Source organism: Streptomyces sp. NPDC029526 (assembly GCF_040637405.1).
GTDB lineage: Bacteria > Actinomycetota > Actinomycetes > Streptomycetales > Streptomycetaceae > Streptomyces.
The window spans coordinates 780,827-797,744 of record NZ_JBEZWE010000002.1 but is presented as its reverse complement, the minus strand read 5'-3'; the positions used below and the strand labels follow the sequence as shown (position 1 = coordinate 797,744).

Genomic DNA, 16,918 nt, shown 5'->3' with positions numbered 1-16,918 from the left:
GAGTCGGGGCGAGCCGGACGAGCGGGATCGAACCCGCCCACCCGGTGCAGCGGTCCCTGGGCACGGACCAACGGGAGGACGACACATGGCGTGGCTGCTGGTCGTGGTGGCGGGGCTGCTGGAGACCGGTTTCGCCGTGTGCCTGAAGCTGTCCCACGGGTTCACCCGGCTGTGGCCGACGATCGCGTTCGCCGTGTTCGCACTGGGCAGTTTCGGACTGCTCACCCTCGCACTGAAGAAGCTCGACGTCGGCCCGGCGTACGCGGTGTGGACGGGCATCGGCGCGGCGGGCACGGCCATCTACGGCATGGTGTTCCTGGGTGATCTGGTCTCGACCCTGAAGATCGTGTCGATCAGCCTGGTGATCCTGGGTGTGATCGGACTGCAGCTGTCCGGTTCGGCGCACTGAGCGTTCCGCGTCGAATCGGAGTGCAGTCGTCCGGATCGGCGCACCGAGCGTCCCGCCCTGCCTTCCGGCCCGCGGCGCGACGGCCGGCCACCCGACCGGGCGACCGCCTCGACCGCCTCGACCGCCGTGCCGTCCTCGCCGGGTCAGGGCGGCGGCCGGCGGTGCAGGGCGCCGCGCACCAGGTCGGCGACGCCGCCGTTGCCCGGCGGGGCGGTGACACAGGACAGGGCGAGGCGGACGACCAGTTCGCAGGACCGCGCCAGGTCGGCCGTGTCGACGTGCCCGGCACCCGGTCCGGCCAGGGCGTGGACGGCCCGGTCGCGCACCAGGGCGACGACGTCACCGGGCGAGGGCAGCGGCCCGTCGGCACGGCGCTGGGCCGGGACGGACGAGGTGGACGGCCCGGAGGTCCTGGCGGGCGCGGGCAGTCGCTCTCCCCAGCAGCCGGTGAGCACGGCGCGGACCAGGGGGTTCTCCCGGGCCGCGGCGACCGTCCACTCGGCGGCGGCCGTCAGGCGTTCCCGGGGGTCACCGTGAGCGGTGAGGGCGCGGTCCACCCCGGCGAGATAGGCGTCGGCCTCCCGGCGGGCCAGGGCCCGCGCCAGGCCGTTCTTGCTGCCGAACTCGTTGTAGAGCGTCTGCCGGGAGACCCCGGCAGCGGCGGCCACGTCGACCATCCGCACCCCCGACCAGGGCCGATGCGCGAGCGCGGCGTACGCGGCATCCAGCAGAGACTCGCGCGCTGCGGGCATCAGCGCCTCCCTCGGTGCGAGCGGGCGACCCTGCGGTTCAGGTTTGACGCGGCCGACGGCACTGTCAAGGGTCCGCGCGCGGAGCCCGGCCGGGCGGTGCGCGCGCCGGGACCCGGGCGCCGCGCGGGCCGGGCGTGCGGCCCGCGCCCGGCCCGCGCGCCGCCTCCGTCCCCGCCCCGGCAGCACCTCGTCCCCTCCTCCCCCGGGGGCCGGTGGCCCCACCCGCTCCTCGGCCGATACCGTTCGTTGCATGCCCGACTACCTCGACGATCTGCGTCTCGCCCATGTCCTCGCGGATGCCGCCGACGCCGCGACGATGGACCGGTTCAAGGCCCTCGACCTCAAGGTCGAGACCAAACCGGACATGACGCCGGTGAGCGAGGCGGACAAGGCGGCGGAAGAACTCATCCGCGGCCACCTCGCCCGCGCGCGCCCGAGGGACGCGGTCCTCGGCGAGGAGTACGGCGTCGAGGGAACCGGCCCCCGGCGCTGGGTGATCGACCCGATCGACGGCACCAAGAACTACGTGCGCGGCGTCCCCGTCTGGGCCACGCTGATCGCCCTGATGGAAGCCGGGGAGGGCGGGTTCCAGCCGGTCGTCGGCCTGGTCTCGGCACCCGCGCTGGGGCGCCGCTGGTGGGCCGCCCGGGGCCACGGCGCCTTCACCGGTCGCAGCCTGACCTCGGCCTCCCGGCTCCGCGTCTCCCAGGTCGCCCGACTCACCGACGCCTCGTTCGCGTACTCCTCGCTCAGCGGCTGGGAGGAACAGGGGCGCCTGGACGGCTTCCTCGACCTCACCCGCGAGGTGTGGCGCACGCGGGCGTACGGCGACTTCTGGCCGTACATGATGGTCGCCGAGGGGGCGGTCGACCTGTGCGCGGAGCCCGAGCTGTCCCTCTGGGACATGGCCGCCACCTCGATCGTCGTGACGGAGGCGGGCGGCAGCTTCACCGGGCTCGACGGCCGGCCCGGCCCGCACAGCGGCAACGCGGCCGCGTCGAACGGCCTGCTGCACGACGAGCTGCTGGGGTATCTCAACCAGCGCTACTGAGCCGCCGGGGTCGGCGTGCGCGCCCCCGCCGGGCCGCACGCGCCCTCTTGTTGACCACCTCTTTGCCTGCCACTCTGAGAGTCCACCCACTTGTGAACTTGTGAAACCGTGCACGAGCGGACCCGACGTCCGTCCGGCACCGCGGTTTCCGGTAGGAGGTGGCTCCACCCCATGCTCGTCCGCGACGCCATGAGCACCGTGGTCCTCACCATCGGTCCCGCCCACACCCTCCGACAGGCCGCCGCCCTGATGGCCGCCCGCCGCATCGGAGCGGCCGTGGTGCTCGACCCCGACGGAACCGGCATCGGCATCCTCACCGAACGCGACATCCTCAACTCCGTGGGCCGCGGCGAGGACCCCGACGCCGAGCGCGCCCACGCCCACACCACCACCGACGTCGTCTTCGCGGCCACGACCTGGACCCTGGACGACGCCGCGCACGCCATGTCCGCCGGCGGCTTCCGCCACCTGATCGTCCTGGAACGGGACGAACCCGTCGGCATCGTCTCGGTGCGCGACATCATCCGCTGCTGGGCACCCCTGCGACAGCAGCGCACCGCCGGCACCCAGGTGCCCGCCTGATCAGCGCGACCGCCCGAGCGGCCGGCACCCCGGCGCGGCCACCCCCCGCCGGCCCACGAAAAACGGGCCGGACCCCCATACGGGGAGTCCGGCCCGCCCCGGCAAGCGGTCCAGCGCTGGAGATCGACCGCGAAGGGCCTGGGACCGCGGCCTCCAGCCACTCGCCGAAGCATGCGCCCGCCCGCCGACACCGCCGACGGGGAGACCGACCGCGCCCCGCCACCGGGAGAACGCTGCAGGGAAGTTTGCGGACCCCGAGGTGTGGAACGCGGATACGACTCGACCTTACAATAGACATTGTCTAGGTCAAGCTAGGTTCCAAAGTCACACCCGTTCGGGGTGTGATGTCCCCTGCTGTTAGGCTGGTGCGCATGAGCGACCTTCTGGAACGACTGCGCGGACGCGGCTGGCGGATGACCGCGCAGCGCCGCGTCGTGGCGGAGGTCCTCGACGGTGAGCACGTCCATCTGACGGCCGACGAGGTCCACGCCAGGGCTGTCGCCAAGCTGCCCGAGATCTCCCGGGCGACCGTCTACAACACCCTCGGCGAGCTGGTCTCGCTGGGCGAGGTGCTCGAGGTCGCCACGGACAAGCGCGCCAAGCGGTACGACCCGAACGCCCACCGGCCGCACCACCACCTGGTGTGCGCGCAGTGCGGCGCGATCCGTGACGTGCATCCGACCGGCAATCCGCTCTCGGACCTGCCCGACTCGGAGCGGTTCGGTTTCACCGTCTCCGACGTCGAGGTGACCTACCGGGGCGTCTGCCCCAACTGCGCGGCGGCCTGACCCCTGTCGCCGCCGCGCTCCGCGCGTGACGCAGTCAAAGCCCGGCACCGGGAACGGTGCCGGGCTTCGTCGTAGCAGCACACGGGAGAGAGCCGCACAGCGAGGCCACCTGCACAACGCGGAGAGACGGCGGAGAGACGGGGGTGTGGCGGGACCGGTGCGGCGGGATCAACGGGCCGCCGTCTCCGCGAACTGATCGAGGGCCGGAATCCTGTCAGATTCCGGCCCTCGATCATCAGTAGCGGGGACAGGATTTGAACCTGCGACCTCTGGGTTATGAGCCCAGCGAGCTACCGAGCTGCTCCACCCCGCGGCGATGAATGCAACGTTACGTCAAGGAAGCCGACGGAGGCAAATCCCTTCCGTCGGCCGCCCGGCCGGTGCGGTGGCGGCCCGACCAGCGCGGATCCGCCGGCACCCGTCCGGCCGCCCCGCGGCTCCGCACCGCGACTCCGCCCCGCGACTCCGCACCGCCGGAACCGCTCACGCCGACACCCATCCGCTGCGACACCGTCCGCACCGGTCCGTCCGGCCGCCCCACGGCTCCGCATCCTCGGCACCGCCCGGCCGGTCACACCGAACCGTCACGCCGACCCGTCACGCGGACAGTTCCTGTCCCAGGGCATCGCGCAGCCGGGTCGCGCGTTCCGTGACCGCCTCCGGGCCCAGTGCCGCCGCGCGGTCCGCCCACCGCTGGCCCTCGGCGAGCTCGCCGCGCCGGGCGTGGACCAGGGCGAGCCGCAGCGCCGCGCGCCCGTGGCCGGCGTCCGCCGCACGGGTCCACCAGACCACCGCCTCCGGCTCGCTGCCCTCCCGGGCCAGCAGCAGGCCCAGGTTGAAGGCCCCGTTGCGGGAACCGGCCTCGGCCGCCGCCCGGTACCAGCGAGCCGCCTCGACGACGTCGCCGCGGGCCGCGGCCAGCATGCCGACCCGGACCTGGGCCCGCCGGTGCCCCTGGGAGGCCGCGCGCTCGTACCACTCCTCGCACTCACTGCGCCGGTGCACCGGTTCCCCCAGCTCGTGCGCGGGCTCCGGCGGACGGCGCGCGTCCAGCAGGGTGGCGAGCCGGTAGGCGGCCTCCGCGCTGCCGCCCCCCGCGGCGCAGCGCAGGAACCGCTCGGCCTCGCCCTCGTCACCGTCCCGCAGCCGTGCCATGCCGACCTGGAGGGCCGCCTCGGTGTGCCCGGCCGCCGCCGCCCGCTCGTACCAGCGCAGCGCGGCGCGCTCCTCGCCGCGGCCCGCGTGCAGGATGCCGAGGTTGAAGGCGGCGTCGACGCTCCCGGCCTCCGCCGCCTTGGAGAACCACGGCTCCGCGCCGGCCTCGTCACCGGCGCGCAGCAGCAGGATGGCCAGCGCGTTCGCGGCCTCCCGGTGCCCGGCGTAGGCGGCCCGGCGGTACCACTGCTCGGCCTGCGGGGTGCGGCCCTGCTCGGCGCAGAGCAGCCCGAGGTTGTAGGCACCGTTGTCGTCACCGGCGTCCATGGCCGCCCGGTACCAGCGCTCGGCGGTCTGGGTCTCGCCCCGTTCGGCGTGCAGGGCGCCCAGGGCGTTGGCGGCGTTGCCGTCGCCCTCCTGGGCGGCCCGCAGCCACCACACGGCGGCGTTCTCGGTGTCTCCGGCGTCCCGCAGCAGGAAGCCGAGGGCGCAGGCGGCCCGGACCTCGCCGTCCTTGGCGGACGTGAGGTACCAGCGGCCGGCCTCCTTGAGGTCGCCGCGGCGTTCCAGGATCGTCCCGAGGTGCAGGGCGGCCCGGCGGTGACCGCGCGCCGCGGCCTGCCGGTACCACTGCTCGGCCTCACCGCCGTCCACGGCGCCGTGCTCCTCGTCGCCCTCCCGCGTGCCCGAGCGGTCCAGGGAACGCGCGAGCCGGTAGGCGGCCTCCCGGTGTCCCCGTTCGGCGGCGGCCCGCATCCACTCTTCGGCGCCGACCGCGTCACCGCGGTGCTCCAGGAGGTCGGCGAGGGCGTAGGCGCCCAGGGCGTGGCCCTGTTCGGCGGACTGGCGGAGCCAGTACTCGGCGGCGGGCTCGTCCCCGCGCTCCCGGTGGTGACGGCCGAGGGCGTGCGCGGCGGGGGCGGAGCCGGCGACGGCGGCGATCCGCCACCACCCGGCGGCCTCGTCGGGGTAGCCCCGCTGGTGGAGCAGGACTCCCAGGTTGTTGGCGGCGGCGCGGTCACCCGCGGCGGTGGCGGCCCGCAGGTGGGGTTCGGCGCCGTCGAGGTCGCCGCGGCGCAGCAGCACGGCGCCGAGCACGCTCATCGCCTCGACGTCGCCCGCCTCGGCGGCCAGTCTGTGGCGCAGCTCCTCGGCGGCATCGTCGGTGGCCTCCCCTGCGTCGCCGTGCGGCTCCTCGCGAGGGGAGGGCTGCGCAAATCGCCCTGTCTCGAACAGAGTTGCCTTGTCCCCCATAACGTTCATCGTCGCACCACCTGCAACCTGGGTACACCTGGTATACCGCAGCCAGTGAGGTCACTTCAGCGTTTTGTCGACATGCCCACAGAGAGACAAGTCAAACACAGACGGCCTCAACTCCCGCCGCAGACGCGGCTGTCGGGCGGGTCGGTACATGCGTTCGCACACCACGAAGGCCCGGATTCCCTGAGGAATCCGGGCCTTCGGTGTCGCCGACTTCGCGACGTCAGTAGCGGGGACAGGATTTGAACCTGCGACCTCTGGGTTATGAGCCCAGCGAGCTACCGAGCTGCTCCACCCCGCGCCGTTGTGAAAGAACCGTACCACGGCGCGGGGTAGGCCCTTGACCGGCGTGATCACCGGTCGAGGGGTGCCGCTAGCCGCTGGGGCTGGCGTCGGGGGCCGGAGTGCTGTCCCCGCCGCCGCCTCCCCCTTCGGCGGACTGGGCCTCCTCGGCCCGGCGCAGGGCGTCCTCGAGTTCCTTCTGCGCCTTGCCGTAGGCCTCCCAGTCGTTCTTCTTCAGGGCTTCCTGGCCGGCCTCGAACGCCTCCTGGGCGTCGTTGAGCGCCGCCTGGACCGTCGGGTCCTCGGACGCGGGCGGCGGCTTCGTGCCCTCGTCCTCACCAGTACCCTCGCCCTCACCGGCGCCCTCGTCCTCGCCCGGTGGCTGGCTGGCGTCGCCTTCGGTACCGAAGACCTTGTCGAGGGCCTGTTCCAGGGTGTCCTCGAAGGCGGTCTGGCCTCCGTAGGTCACCAGGACCTTGCGCAGCAGCGGGTACTTCAGTCCGCCACCGCGGACGTAGACCGGCTCCACGTAGAGCAGTCCGCCGTCGAGCGGCACGGCCAGCAGGTTGCCGTACTCCACCTCGGAGTCGCCGCCCCTGAGCAGCCTGATGGACTCGGCGATCTCCTGCTGCGAGTTGAACTGGCTCTGGACCTGCTTGGGTCCGGCGGCCGTCGTACTCGCCGGCAGCTTCAGGATTCTGATCTTGCCGTAGTCCTCGGTGCCCGCTTCCGCGTCGACCGCCATGAACCCGCTGAGGTTGTCACGGCCGTTCGGCGTGAACGTGGTGGTGAGCGAGAAGACCTGTTCCTTCTGGTCCGGCATCTTCATGCTCAGGTAGTACGGCGGAACCGTCTCGCCCGTCTTGTTGGTCGGGTCGTCCGGCACCTGCCACACCTCGCTGCCGGAGAGGAACGTCGTGGCGTCCTTCACGTGGTAGCGGGTGAGCAGTTCGCGCTGCACCTTGAACAGGTCCTGCGGGTACCGCAGGTGGGCCATCAGTGCCTCGGAGATCTCGCCCTTCGGCTCCACGGTGTCCGGGAACGCCTTCATCCACGTCTTCAGGACGGGATCCTCGGTGTCCCACTGGTAGAGCTTGACCTCGCCGCTGTAGGCGTCGACGGTCGCCTTCACCGAGTTCCGGATGTAGTTGACCTGGTTCTGCTGGGCCACCACCGCGCGGTTGTCGTTGGTGGCGGTCAGCGAGTCGGCCGTGGTGTCGCCGAGCGTCGTCCGCGACGAGTACGGGTAGCCGTTGCTCGTCGTGTAGGCGTCGACGATCCACTGGATCCGGCCGTCGACGACCGCCGGGTAGGCGTCGCCGTCGATGGTCAGCCACGGCGCGATCGCCTCGACGCGCTCCTTGGGCGTGCGGTTGTACAGGATCCGCGACCCGTCGCCGATGGCGCCGGAGTAGAGGATCTGCGGCTCGCTGAACGCGACCGCGTACGCCGCCCGGTTGACCGGGTTGGCGAGGTTGACGCCGCTGTCGCCCTGGTAGCTGTAGGTCTTCTCACCGGTGTCGTCGGAGTAGTCGATCTCCTTCTGGGGACCGCCGACGATGGAGTACGTCGTGGTGCGCTCGCCGTAGTAGACGCGCTGCTCGTACGTCCCCAGGTCGCCCTTGGACGGCAGGTCGGACTCGGTGAAGACCGGGCGGCCGCCGGCGTCCGCGCTGGTGCCCTCGGCGGCGACGACGCCGTAGCCGTGGGTGTAGCGGAAGTGGTCGTTGATCCAGTTCCGCTTCGGGATGCCGTTGTAGTTCAGCTCGCGCAGACCGATGACGGTGTCCTGGTCCTTGCCGTCCTTGGAGTACCGGTCGACGTCCAGGTTGGTCGGGAACGCGTAGTAGTTCCTGATCTGCTGGAGCTGCTGGAACGTCGGCGAGACGATGTTCGGGTCCATGATGCGGATGCTCGCCGTGTCGGTGACGGCGTCCCGCAGCTTGGTCTTGTCCTCCGTCTGGCTGGTGCCCGGGTAGTCGGTGACCTGGGTGCCGTCGATGCCGTAGGCCTCACGCGTGGCCTTGAGGTTCTTCTCGACGTACGGCGCTTCCTTGGCCTGCTCGTTCGGCTGGACCTGGAACTTCTGCACGATCGCCGGGTACAGGCCGCCGATCAGGATCGCCGACAGCACCATCAGGCCGAAGCCGATCACCGGCAGCTGCCAGGTGCGCCGCCACAGCGTGCCGAAGAACAGCAGCGCGCAGATGACGGCGATGCAGAACAGGATCGTCTTGGCCGGCAGGTACGCGTTGGCGTCCACGTACCGCAGGCCGGTCCAGCTGTCGGTGGCCTTGAAGTCGCTGGACTTCACCGCCAGCCCGTACCGGTCGAGCCAGTAGGCGACCGCCTTCAGGGCCACGAAGATGCCGATCAGCACGGACAGGTGGCCGGTGGCCGCGGCCGTGGCGCGGGCCCCGGGGCTGGTGAGGCGCAGCCCGCCGTAGAGGTAGTGGGTGAGCGCCGCCGCGATCACCGACAGGATGACCGTGGCGAAGCCGAAACCGAGCAGGAAGCGGTACCAGGGCAGGTCGAAGGCGTAGAACGACACGTCCAGCTTGAACTGGGGGTCCTTCTCACCGAACGGCACACCGTTGATCCACATCAGCCAGGTGCGCCACTGACCGGACGCCGAGGCACCGGCGATCAGACCGACCAGCGCGGTGATCCCCAGCAGCAGCCACTTCTTGTACGGGGCGATGCCCATCCGGTACCGGTCGAGGTTCTGCTGCTCCATCGACATGGCGCTGAGCGGCGGCCGCAGCCGGTGCGCCAGCCAGATGTTGAGCCCGACCGACACGGCCATCAGCAGGCCGAAGACGAAGAAGAGGCCGATCTTGGTCCACAGGGTGGTCGTGAAGACCGACGAGTAGTCGACCGAGCGGTACCACAGCCAGTCGGTCCAGAACCCCGCGAACATGGTGAACACCATGGCGAGGACGGCCAGGACGCCCAGTGTCATCAGCAGGGTCCGGACCCGCCGGGACGGACGGCCCACTCTCATCCGTGGCCCCGTCGGGCCTCCGCCGCGGTCCGGCATCTGGAAAGCCAAGGTAGGCACCTCAAGGTTCGCTGTCGATTGGTCTGGCCCGCGTGTCCGTGGACCCTGTATGGAACCCGCTGCACGTGGGCCCCACCTATGCAACTTACTAACCCTTTACTCGGTTCCCGATTCCGGCCCTGAACGAGAGAAGATTGTGACCATGTCCAACACACCCATGGCGGCGCACCCGCTCACCCGGGCCGTACTCGAGATCGACGAGTACGTGTCCGGCCTCGGCTGGGACCAGCCCGCCCGCCTGTTCGCCCTCGTCGACACCGCCCGGCTGCGGGCCGAACAGCCCTCGCTCGCGGACCGGCTCGGCCTGGACGACGAGCCGGAGCCGACCGCCCTCACCCCGATCGAGCAGGACGAGCTGCCCGCGGGCAAGCCCCTCGACGAGTTCCTCGGCACCATCGCCTGGCCGGACGCGGTGACCGGCTGCGCCCTGACCGTGGAGCGCCTGATCCTTCCGCCGTCCGCGGAGGCACAGGTCCCGCAGGACCTGGACGAGGCCGCGCTGACGGACTGGGTGGCGGGGCACCCGGAGCGCCAGGAGGTGCGGATGACGGTGGCGGTGCTGCGCGACGGCACGCGCGAGTCGGCGCTGCGGCTGCGCGAGAAGGACTCCCCCACGGAGGTCCTGACCGGCGCGGACCTGGTGCCCGGGCTGGCGCAGGCCCTGTCGGCGACCTTCGAGGAGTAACCGGCGCCACGGCCGCCACCCGCCCCGCCGGGTCCTCGGGCCCGGCGACCACGGTGGCCGGGGGCGGTCCTGGCCCGGGGCCGCGAGGCCGGGGTCACAGACCCGGGGTCAGGAGGCCGGGGTCAGGACTCAGCGTCCGGGAGTGCCGTCGTCAGGAGGCCTTGCAGGTCGGCAGGCCGGCGGTGTCGCCGGCGCGGATGTCCTCCAGGGCGCCGAGGGCGTCGTCGATCGTCTTCACCTCGACCAGGGTGAGGCCGCCCGGGACGTCCTTGACGGCCGTCGCGCAGTTGTCGGCGGGGGTGAGGAAGAACTCGGCGCCCTTCTCGCGCGCGCCGACGGTCTTCATCTGGATGCCGCCGATCGGGCCGACCCTGCCGTTGTCGTCGATCGTGCCCGTGCCGGCGACGAAGCGGCCCCCGGTGAGGCTGCCCGGGGTGAGCTTGTCGTAGATGCCGAGCGCGAACATGAGACCGGCGCTCGGTCCGCCCACGTCGGCCAGCTTGATGTCGATGGAGAACGGGAAGGTGTGGTCGGTCCCGGCGGAGATGCCGACGATGGCGCGCTTCTCGCCGCCGTCGTCCGAGGTCGCCGTGGTGATCGTGACCTTCTCGGTCTTCTTCGGCGTCCGCTTCTCCTTCTCGGCGGCGGCCTGTTCCGCGGCGGGCACGATCGTGAAGACGACCTTCTCCCCCGGCTTGTGCTCGGTCACCAGCTCCGCGACGTCGGCCGGCTCCCCGACCGGCTTGCCGTCGACCGCCTTGATCACGTCACCGGCGTGCAGCCGGCCCTCGGCGGGGGACCCCTTGACGACCGTGGACACGATCACCCAGGACTTCACCGGGATGTCCAGCGCCTTCAGGGCCGCGACCTTGGCGCTCTCCTGGGACTGGCTGAACTCCTCGGCGTTCTCCTGGGTGGACTCCTCCTCCGTCTTGCCGTCCGGGTAGAGGGTGTCGTGCGGCACGACCTTGTTGTCGTGCGCCAGCCATCCGTAAACGGCCTCGACCAGGTTCATCCGGTAGTCGGCGCTGGTGACCCGCACCGTGGTCATGTTGAGGTGACCGTCGGTCGGGTAGGTCTTCCGCCCGGCGATCTGCAGCACCGGTTCACCGTCGTGCTCGCCGAGGGTGTTCACCGTCGGCCCCGGCGACATCTCCGCGTACGGCACGGGGATGAAGACTCCCGCGCACAGGAGCGCGATCAGCATCAGGGTGGAGGCGAGCATCGTCGCGGTGCGGCGTGGCATGGGTCGACAGTACGGGACGTGCCTGTCGGCGCACCGTCAGGGCCGCCCGGACGGGCGGCCCTGTGGTGTCATCGCCGGGACCTGCGCCTTCCCGTGTCTCAGCCGCCCGTCCGGGACTTCTCCATCGCCTCGCGGAAGCGGGCGTACCCGATGAGTTCCGGCCCGTCGCTGCGCGCCTTGCGCGTCCGGCCGGCCCAGCTGCCCCACAATCCGGCACCGATCGCGGCCACCAGCGGAATCAGCAACCAGGCGAGCACCGCCATGCCGACCTCCCAACCCCATGAGCGTCCGCAACACCAACTGATCAGCAGATTAACCATCCGCAGTGACAACGCTCACGTCAGGGGTCCGGTTACGCAACCGGAGGTGCCTGCGGCAAACGGAGGCCCGCGCCAGGTCGACGAGCGGGCTCGGCCGACGGGGGAAGGGAGACGGGGGGACGACGGGGAGCGCCCGACGCGGAAGGGCCGGGAACGGTTGACGCGCAAGGGCCGGGGCCGGCCGACGGGGACCCGCTGTCCGATGTGCAAGGGCCGGGACCGGCTGACGCGGATGGGCGGTGGCGGGTCGGTTGCCCGGGGGACCCGGCGGCAGGAAGGGGACGTTCCGGCGACGGGACGCGCGGCGGCCGACGGAGACGCGACGGATGGGACCGCACGGGCCGGACGGACCGCACGGGCCGCGCGGGCCGCACCGGCCGGACGGGCGACCGGAAGCCGGGAAGGGGGCAGGGGGACCGGGGCGGGCGGTCAGCAGGCCCCGACCCACTCCTCCGTGCCGTCCGAGAACCGCTGGTGCTTCCAGATCGGCACCTCGTGCTTGAGGTCGTCGATGAGCCTTCGGCACGCCTCGAACGCCTCGCCCCGGTGCGGGCACGACACGCCGACGACGACGGCGAGGTCCCCGATCGCGAGATCACCCACCCGGTGGACGGCCGCCACCGCCCGAACGGGGTAATCGGCGGCGACCTTTTCCGCGATCCGCCGCATCTCCGCCTCGGCGCTCGGGTGGCACGAGTAGCTCAGCTCGGCGACGTCCGCTCCGCCGTCGTGGTTGCGCACCGTCCCGACGAACAGGGCCGTGCCGCCCGCGGCGTCGTCTCCGACGGCCCGCAGGACCTCGTCGACCGAGAGCGGAGTGTCCCGGATGCCGATCAGCTGGACCGGGTCCTGTGCAGCCCGTTCACCCGGATGGTCGTGCGTGGATGCCATGTGCCCCATCGTGCCGCACGCCCGCCGCGGCACGGAAGTGCGTTCTCCTCCGGCAGCCGCGCGCGTCGTTTGGAGCCTCCTACAGACGGGGTGTCCGTACGACCGGGCCCGCGCGGGGCGGCGCCACGGCATCGCACGCGGAACACGGGCGAGCGGACCGTCACGGCACCGCGGGCCGAGTCGATGTGCCCGAGAGGTGGGCGGCGGCTCCCCTCTGCCCGGCGGGCGACCCCCCGCAGGTCGCAGGCGGCGCCCGAGGCGCGGGGCGGGGCCGTCCGCCGCGCCCGGGACGCCGCGATCAGATGCGGCGCCGTGCCTTGCGGGCGCGGCGCACCACCGCGGCGGCGCCCAGCAGGGCCACCGTGGCGCCCGCGGCGCCTGCCGCCGTGGCGTCCTTGCGGCCCAGCCGCCGTCCGGCCACCGTGTGCCGGCCGGAGACCTCCCCGAGCAGTTCCTCCAGCACCTCCTCGTTGGTGTACGAGGGGCGCCAGCCCGCCGCGTGCAGGCGGCTGCCGCTCACCACCCACGGGTACATCGTGTAGGCCAGGTCCCCGGCCGGGGACGGGGTGAGGCCGATGCGGTGCAGCCGGGCCGCGGCGCCGAGCGCGACCGCGGACGGCAGTTCCATCCGGCGGATCCCGCTGAGCTCCTCGACCTCCTCCTGCTCCAGCCAGCCGTCGCACCCGACGGCGAGTTCCCCCTCGGCCTTCTCCACGACCGCGTACTCCAGCGCGCTGCACAGGTCCTCGACGTGGCAGAACTGCCACGCGGGCCGGGACCCGGCGACCACCAGCAGCCGGGGCGACTCGAAGTACCGGGTCAGCGCGGTGTCGGTGCCCCCGCCGACCAGCACGGCGGGGCGGACCACGGTGACGTTGAGCCCGGGGTGGGCGCGGGGGGCCCGGCGCGCCAGCCGCTCGATCTCCAGCAGGTCGCCCACGCCGGTGGCCTCGGCGGTGGCCTTCAGTTCGGCGTCCTCCGACAGGGGCAGCTCGTTGTCCGGCAGCGCGCCGTAGACCATCGCGGAGGTGCACAGCACCACGCGCCGCACCCCGCTGGCCGCGGCGGCGGTCAGGACCGTCTGGGTGCCCCGGACGTTGTAGGCCGTCCGGGCGGCCGCGTCGGTCTCCAGGTCCAGGTCGAGGGCCAGGTGGACCACCACGTCGGCGCCGCGCAGCTTCTCGGCGATGGCCGGGTCCCGCACGTCGAGGATGTGCCACTGCGCGTCCTCGCACGCGCCGCGCCGCTCGTCGATGGCGAGGACCTGCTTGATGTCCTCGGAGGCGGCCAGCCGCTCGGTGAGCAGCGCGCCGACCCCGGACGCGGCACCGGTGACGGCGACCACGGGCCCCCGGGCGGGACGGTCGGACCGGTTTCGCGCTGCGCGAACCTGCGGATCTGGGGAACTCACCAGGCGTCTCCAGCGGTTGTCTTCAGTACGGGCGCCAGTGATGCGTACGTACCAGGTGGCTCCATCCTGCCGCAGGCGGTCTGTCGGCGAAGCACCGAGGCCCGATCCGCCTCGGGTGTCTACGCTGGGTGGTGTTGTCGGGCAGCCGTGCCGCCGGAAAGAACCGGCGGCCCTACCAGCCGAGGAATCCCGTGAGTGACACCCCATTCGGATTCGGCCTTCCGCCGGAGGAGCCGGACGACGGCGACGAGGGCAAGAAGAAGGACCCGCAGAGCGGCGGTGGTCAGGGCCCGGCCAACCCGTTCGGCTTCGGCATGCCCGGAGCAGGCGGTTTTGGCGGCCCCGGGGCGGACAATCCGTTCGCCGCGATGTTCGGTTCGCTGAACCCCACCGACCTGGGCGCCGCCTTCCAGCAGCTCGGCCAGATGCTCTCCTACGAGGGCGGCCCGGTGAACTGGGACATGGCCAAGCAGATCGCCCGCCAGACCGTCGCGCAGGGCACGTCGGACGGCACGAAGGACGCCAGCGTCGGGCCGGCCGAGCGGAAGGCCGTCGACGACGCGCTGCGCCTGGCCGACCTCTGGCTCGACGACGCCACGTCGCTGCCGTCGGGCGCGGCCTCCGCGGTGGCGTGGAGCCGCGCAGAGTGGGTCGAGGCGACCCTGCCCGCGTGGCGCGAGCTGGTGGACCCGGTCGCCGAGCGCGTCGGGAACGCCATGGGCGACGTCCTGCCGGAGGAGATGCAGGCCATGGCTGGCCCGCTGATCGGCATGATGCGCTCGATGGGCGGCGCCATGTTCGGCACGCAGATCGGGCAGGCCGTCGGTGTGCTGGCCGGTGAGGTGGTCGGCTCGTCCGACATCGGGCTGCCGCTCGGCCCGGCCGGCAAGGCCGCGCTGCTGCCGCTGAACATCGCCGGCTTCGGCAAGGACCTCGGCGTGGCCGAGGACGAGGTGCGGCTGTACCTCGCGCTGCGCGAGGCCGCCCACCAGCGCCTGTTCGCGCACGTGCCGTGGCTGCGTTCGCACCTGTTCGGCGCGGTCGACGGCTACGCGCGCGGCATCAAGGTCGACACCGGCAAGCTGGAGGACGTGGTCGGCCAGTTCGACCCGGAGAACCCCGAGCAGCTGCAGGAGGCCCTCCAGCAGGGCATGTTCCAGCCCGAGGACACGCCCGAGCAGAAGGCCGCCCTGGCCCGGCTGGAGACGGCGCTGGCCCTCGTCGAGGGCTGGGTGGACGCGGTGGTGCACGCGGCGGCGAAGCCCCGGCTGTCGTCGGCCGACGCGCTGCGCGAGACGCTGCGCCGCCGGCGCGCCTCCGGTGGTCCCGCGGAACAGACCTTCGCCACGCTGATCGGTCTGGAGCTGCGTCCGCGCCGCCTGCGGGACGCCTCGCGCCTGTGGGCGTCGCTCACGGACGCGCGCGGGGTCGACGGCCGGGACGCACTGTGGGCCCACCCGGACATGCTGCCGACGGCGACGGACCTGGACGACCCGGACGGCTTCGTGCACCGCGAGCACATCGACTTCTCCGAGCTCGACAAGATGCTCGGCGAGGCGGCCGGCAAGCCCGACCTGCGCAAGAAGGACGGCGGCGCCGGGGAGGCCGAGGGCACGGACCGGACCGACGGCGAGGACGGGCGCAAGGGCGACGGCGGCGAGTGACCCTCCACGACGACGCGGTCCTCGTGCTCAAGGACTACGAGGACCAGACGGAACTGCGCGACGCCTACCTCGACCACCTCGCCGCCCACCCGGACGGCATGTGGAAGGCGTGCCGGGACGGCCATGTGACGGCGAGCGCCCTGGTGATCGACCCGGAGCGGGGGAGGGTGCTGCTGACTCTGCACCGGAAGCTGCGGATGTGGCTGCAGATGGGCGGCCACTGCGAGCCCGAGGACACCACGCTGGCCGCCGCCGCGCTGCGGGAGGGCACCGAGGAGTCCGGCATCACGGGGCTGACCCTGCTGCCCGGCGGTCCCGTGCGGCTGGACCGCCACGAGACGCCCTGCGCCTGGCACCTCGACGTCCAGTACGCGGCCCTGCCGCCGTCCGGCGCGGTCGAGGCGATCAGCGACGAGTCGCTGGACCTGCGCTGGTTCCCCTACGACGCGGTGGCGGAGGTGGCCGACGCCTCCGTCGTCCGTCTGGTCGGGGCGGCCCGTGCGCGGCTCGGCGTCTGAGCGCCGACCGCACGGATGAGGGGGCGACCGCCCGGGCGGTCGCCCCCTCTTCCGTGGTGCCGTTGCCGCGGCGCGGTGCCCGGTCCGTCAGCTCCAGACGTTGCCCTGGTTGTGCCCGCGGGCGCCCTGCTGGCCCATGCCGTACTGGGCGGCGAGGCCCGAGCCGATCCGGGCGTTCTGCGGCGGCAGCAGTTCGCTGGGCTGGACGAGGACGAAGCCGCTGCCCATGAAGCTGAGTTCCCAGCCCTCACCGGTGCTGCCCCGGCGCCGCCAGACCCCGGACGAGTGCGTCTGGGCCTGCATCTGCACGCGCAGGGCGGTGGACCAGGCCACGATCGCGTCGGCGTCGCAGTTGACGTACTTGTCGGGTGTCACCTGCATCACCAGCGGCATGCCGGAGGTCATCAGGGCGACCCGGCCCCGGCCGGTGATGTTGAGCTGGTACTTGCCGGAGCCGGAGATGCCGTACTGGCTGTCGACCGCGATCACCTCGTGGTGCAGCGCGGAGTCCATCGCCAGCACGTAGCTGCTGTCGACCGTCAGTCCCTCCTGGTCCACGTCCATGACATGGATGTGCTGGGCGAGGTTGGCGAGGTAGACGGTGCCCTGACCGTGACAGCGCATCAGGTCGAGGCCCTCACCGGTGTGGGCGCGGGACCGGGCCTGACCGCGGCTCTGGTACTCGGCGTCGAACTCGATCAGGCCCTGGTAGGCGACCATGGAGCCCTTGCGGGCGAGCACGTCGTCGTGGCCCTCCAGGGCGACCCGCAGCATGTGCTTGTTCTGCAGGCTCCAGCGGTCCTGGGTCGGTTGGTCGTTGTAGGCGAAAAGCGGGCTCTGCAT

Annotated in this window: 15 protein-coding genes and 2 tRNA genes; 7 read left to right on the top strand and 10 right to left on the bottom strand. The window is 72.4% G+C overall.

Annotated features, from left to right (window positions below):
• Nucleotides 1-85 precede the first annotated feature (85 nt).
• Entirely contained in the window at nt 86-409 is a 324-nt protein-coding gene (locus AB0F01_RS09045; protein ID WP_362091525.1) for a multidrug efflux SMR transporter, read from the top strand.
• A gap of 143 nt (nt 410-552) precedes the next feature.
• Here AB0F01_RS09045 and AB0F01_RS09040 read toward each other — a convergent pair whose 3' ends face one another.
• Nucleotides 553-1,164 (bottom strand): TetR/AcrR family transcriptional regulator, encoded by a 612-nt coding sequence (locus tag AB0F01_RS09040; protein WP_362092545.1) that lies wholly within the window; start codon nt 1,162-1,164, stop codon nt 553-555.
• 247 nt (nt 1,165-1,411) lie between these two features.
• On the opposite strand from AB0F01_RS09040, the gene hisN reads away from it, so the two are divergent.
• The 3 genes from hisN (at nt 1,412) to AB0F01_RS09025 (ending at nt 3,582) form a co-directional block, all read left to right on the top strand.
• On the top strand, nt 1,412-2,212 hold the full coding sequence (gene hisN, locus AB0F01_RS09035) for a histidinol-phosphatase (protein ID WP_362091522.1): 801 nt from the start codon (nt 1,412-1,414) through the stop codon (nt 2,210-2,212).
• A 171-nt stretch (nt 2,213-2,383) separates the two neighbouring features.
• Nucleotides 2,384-2,794 carry a CBS domain-containing protein gene (locus tag AB0F01_RS09030; RefSeq protein ID WP_362091519.1) on the top strand — a complete coding sequence of 137 codons (411 nt, stop codon included), beginning with the start codon at nt 2,384-2,386 and terminating at the stop codon, nt 2,792-2,794.
• Nucleotides 2,795-3,165: 371 nt separating this feature from the next.
• On the top strand, nt 3,166-3,582 hold the full coding sequence (locus AB0F01_RS09025) for a Fur family transcriptional regulator (RefSeq protein WP_164333426.1): 417 nt from the start codon (nt 3,166-3,168) through the stop codon (nt 3,580-3,582).
• Nucleotides 3,583-3,821: 239 nt separating this feature from the next.
• On the opposite strand, the gene AB0F01_RS09020 is transcribed toward AB0F01_RS09025, so the two are convergent.
• From AB0F01_RS09020 to AB0F01_RS09005, 4 genes are all read right to left on the bottom strand, one after another.
• Nucleotides 3,822-3,895: transfer RNA gene (locus AB0F01_RS09020), tRNA-Met, on the bottom strand.
• 284 nt (nt 3,896-4,179) lie between these two features.
• Complete coding sequence (locus tag AB0F01_RS09015; RefSeq protein WP_362091516.1) at nt 4,180-6,000, bottom strand: tetratricopeptide repeat protein; 1,821 nt, start codon at nt 5,998-6,000, stop codon at nt 4,180-4,182.
• 224 nt (nt 6,001-6,224) lie between these two features.
• Nucleotides 6,225-6,298 (bottom strand) — tRNA-Met (locus AB0F01_RS09010).
• A 72-nt stretch (nt 6,299-6,370) separates the two neighbouring features.
• Complete coding sequence (locus AB0F01_RS09005; protein WP_362092542.1) at nt 6,371-9,319, bottom strand: UPF0182 family protein; 2,949 nt, start codon at nt 9,317-9,319, stop codon at nt 6,371-6,373.
• A 163-nt stretch (nt 9,320-9,482) separates the two neighbouring features.
• Between AB0F01_RS09005 and AB0F01_RS09000 the strand changes: the two genes are divergently transcribed.
• Nucleotides 9,483-10,025 carry a PPA1309 family protein gene (locus AB0F01_RS09000; RefSeq protein ID WP_362091513.1) on the top strand — a complete coding sequence of 181 codons (543 nt, stop codon included), beginning with the start codon at nt 9,483-9,485 and terminating at the stop codon, nt 10,023-10,025.
• A 151-nt stretch (nt 10,026-10,176) separates the two neighbouring features.
• Here AB0F01_RS09000 and AB0F01_RS08995 read toward each other — a convergent pair whose 3' ends face one another.
• The 4 genes from AB0F01_RS08995 to AB0F01_RS08980 all read right to left on the bottom strand — a co-directional run bounded on the left by AB0F01_RS08995 (nt 10,177) and on the right by AB0F01_RS08980 (nt 13,893).
• Entirely contained in the window at nt 10,177-11,271 is a 1,095-nt protein-coding gene (locus tag AB0F01_RS08995; protein WP_362091510.1) for a PDZ domain-containing protein, read from the bottom strand.
• A gap of 98 nt (nt 11,272-11,369) precedes the next feature.
• Nucleotides 11,370-11,534 carry a hypothetical protein gene (locus tag AB0F01_RS08990; RefSeq protein WP_362091507.1) on the bottom strand — a complete coding sequence of 55 codons (165 nt, stop codon included), beginning with the start codon at nt 11,532-11,534 and terminating at the stop codon, nt 11,370-11,372.
• A 486-nt stretch (nt 11,535-12,020) separates the two neighbouring features.
• On the bottom strand, nt 12,021-12,482 hold the full coding sequence (locus tag AB0F01_RS08985; RefSeq protein WP_362091505.1) for a molybdenum cofactor biosynthesis protein MoaE: 462 nt from the start codon (nt 12,480-12,482) through the stop codon (nt 12,021-12,023).
• Between the two features lie 298 nt (nt 12,483-12,780).
• Complete coding sequence (locus AB0F01_RS08980; RefSeq protein ID WP_362091502.1) at nt 12,781-13,893, bottom strand: SDR family oxidoreductase; 1,113 nt, start codon at nt 13,891-13,893, stop codon at nt 12,781-12,783.
• A 191-nt stretch (nt 13,894-14,084) separates the two neighbouring features.
• On the opposite strand from AB0F01_RS08980, the gene AB0F01_RS08975 reads away from it, so the two are divergent.
• Nucleotides 14,085-15,557: a zinc-dependent metalloprotease gene (locus AB0F01_RS08975; protein WP_362091500.1), complete on the top strand. Its 1,473-nt coding sequence runs from the start codon at nt 14,085-14,087 to the stop codon at nt 15,555-15,557.
• Nucleotides 15,554-16,075: an NUDIX hydrolase gene (locus AB0F01_RS08970; RefSeq protein ID WP_362091497.1), complete on the top strand. Its 522-nt coding sequence runs from the start codon at nt 15,554-15,556 to the stop codon at nt 16,073-16,075. Before AB0F01_RS08975 ends, AB0F01_RS08970 begins: the two co-directional genes overlap by 4 nt.
• A gap of 87 nt (nt 16,076-16,162) precedes the next feature.
• On the opposite strand, the gene AB0F01_RS08965 is transcribed toward AB0F01_RS08970, so the two are convergent.
• Nucleotides 16,163-16,918 carry an AIM24 family protein gene (locus AB0F01_RS08965; RefSeq protein ID WP_362091495.1) on the bottom strand — a complete coding sequence of 252 codons (756 nt, stop codon included), beginning with the start codon at nt 16,916-16,918 and terminating at the stop codon, nt 16,163-16,165.

What these genes read in the sequence shown, in the direction of transcription:
- AB0F01_RS09045 (WP_362091525.1), top strand. Translation starts at nt 86, where the DNA reads ATGGCGTGGCTGCTGGTCGTGGTGGCGGGGCTGCTGGAGACCGGTTTC.
- hisN (WP_362091522.1), top strand. Translation starts at nt 1,412, where the DNA reads ATGCCCGACTACCTCGACGATCTGCGTCTCGCCCATGTCCTCGCGGAT.
- AB0F01_RS09030 (WP_362091519.1), top strand. Translation starts at nt 2,384, where the DNA reads ATGCTCGTCCGCGACGCCATGAGCACCGTGGTCCTCACCATCGGTCCC.
- AB0F01_RS09025 (WP_164333426.1), top strand. Translation starts at nt 3,166, where the DNA reads ATGAGCGACCTTCTGGAACGACTGCGCGGACGCGGCTGGCGGATGACC.
- AB0F01_RS09015 (WP_362091516.1), bottom strand. Translation starts at nt 6,000, where the DNA reads ATGAACGTTATGGGGGACAAGGCAACTCTGTTCGAGACAGGGCGATTT.
- AB0F01_RS09005 (WP_362092542.1), bottom strand. Translation starts at nt 9,319, where the DNA reads ATGCCGGACCGCGGCGGAGGCCCGACGGGGCCACGGATGAGAGTGGGC.
- AB0F01_RS09000 (WP_362091513.1), top strand. Translation starts at nt 9,483, where the DNA reads ATGTCCAACACACCCATGGCGGCGCACCCGCTCACCCGGGCCGTACTC.
- AB0F01_RS08995 (WP_362091510.1), bottom strand. Translation starts at nt 11,271, where the DNA reads ATGCCACGCCGCACCGCGACGATGCTCGCCTCCACCCTGATGCTGATC.
- AB0F01_RS08990 (WP_362091507.1), bottom strand. Translation starts at nt 11,534, where the DNA reads ATGGCGGTGCTCGCCTGGTTGCTGATTCCGCTGGTGGCCGCGATCGGT.
- AB0F01_RS08985 (WP_362091505.1), bottom strand. Translation starts at nt 12,482, where the DNA reads ATGGCATCCACGCACGACCATCCGGGTGAACGGGCTGCACAGGACCCG.
- AB0F01_RS08965 (WP_362091495.1), bottom strand. Translation starts at nt 16,918, where the DNA reads ATGCAGAGCCCGCTTTTCGCCTACAACGACCAACCGACCCAGGACCGC.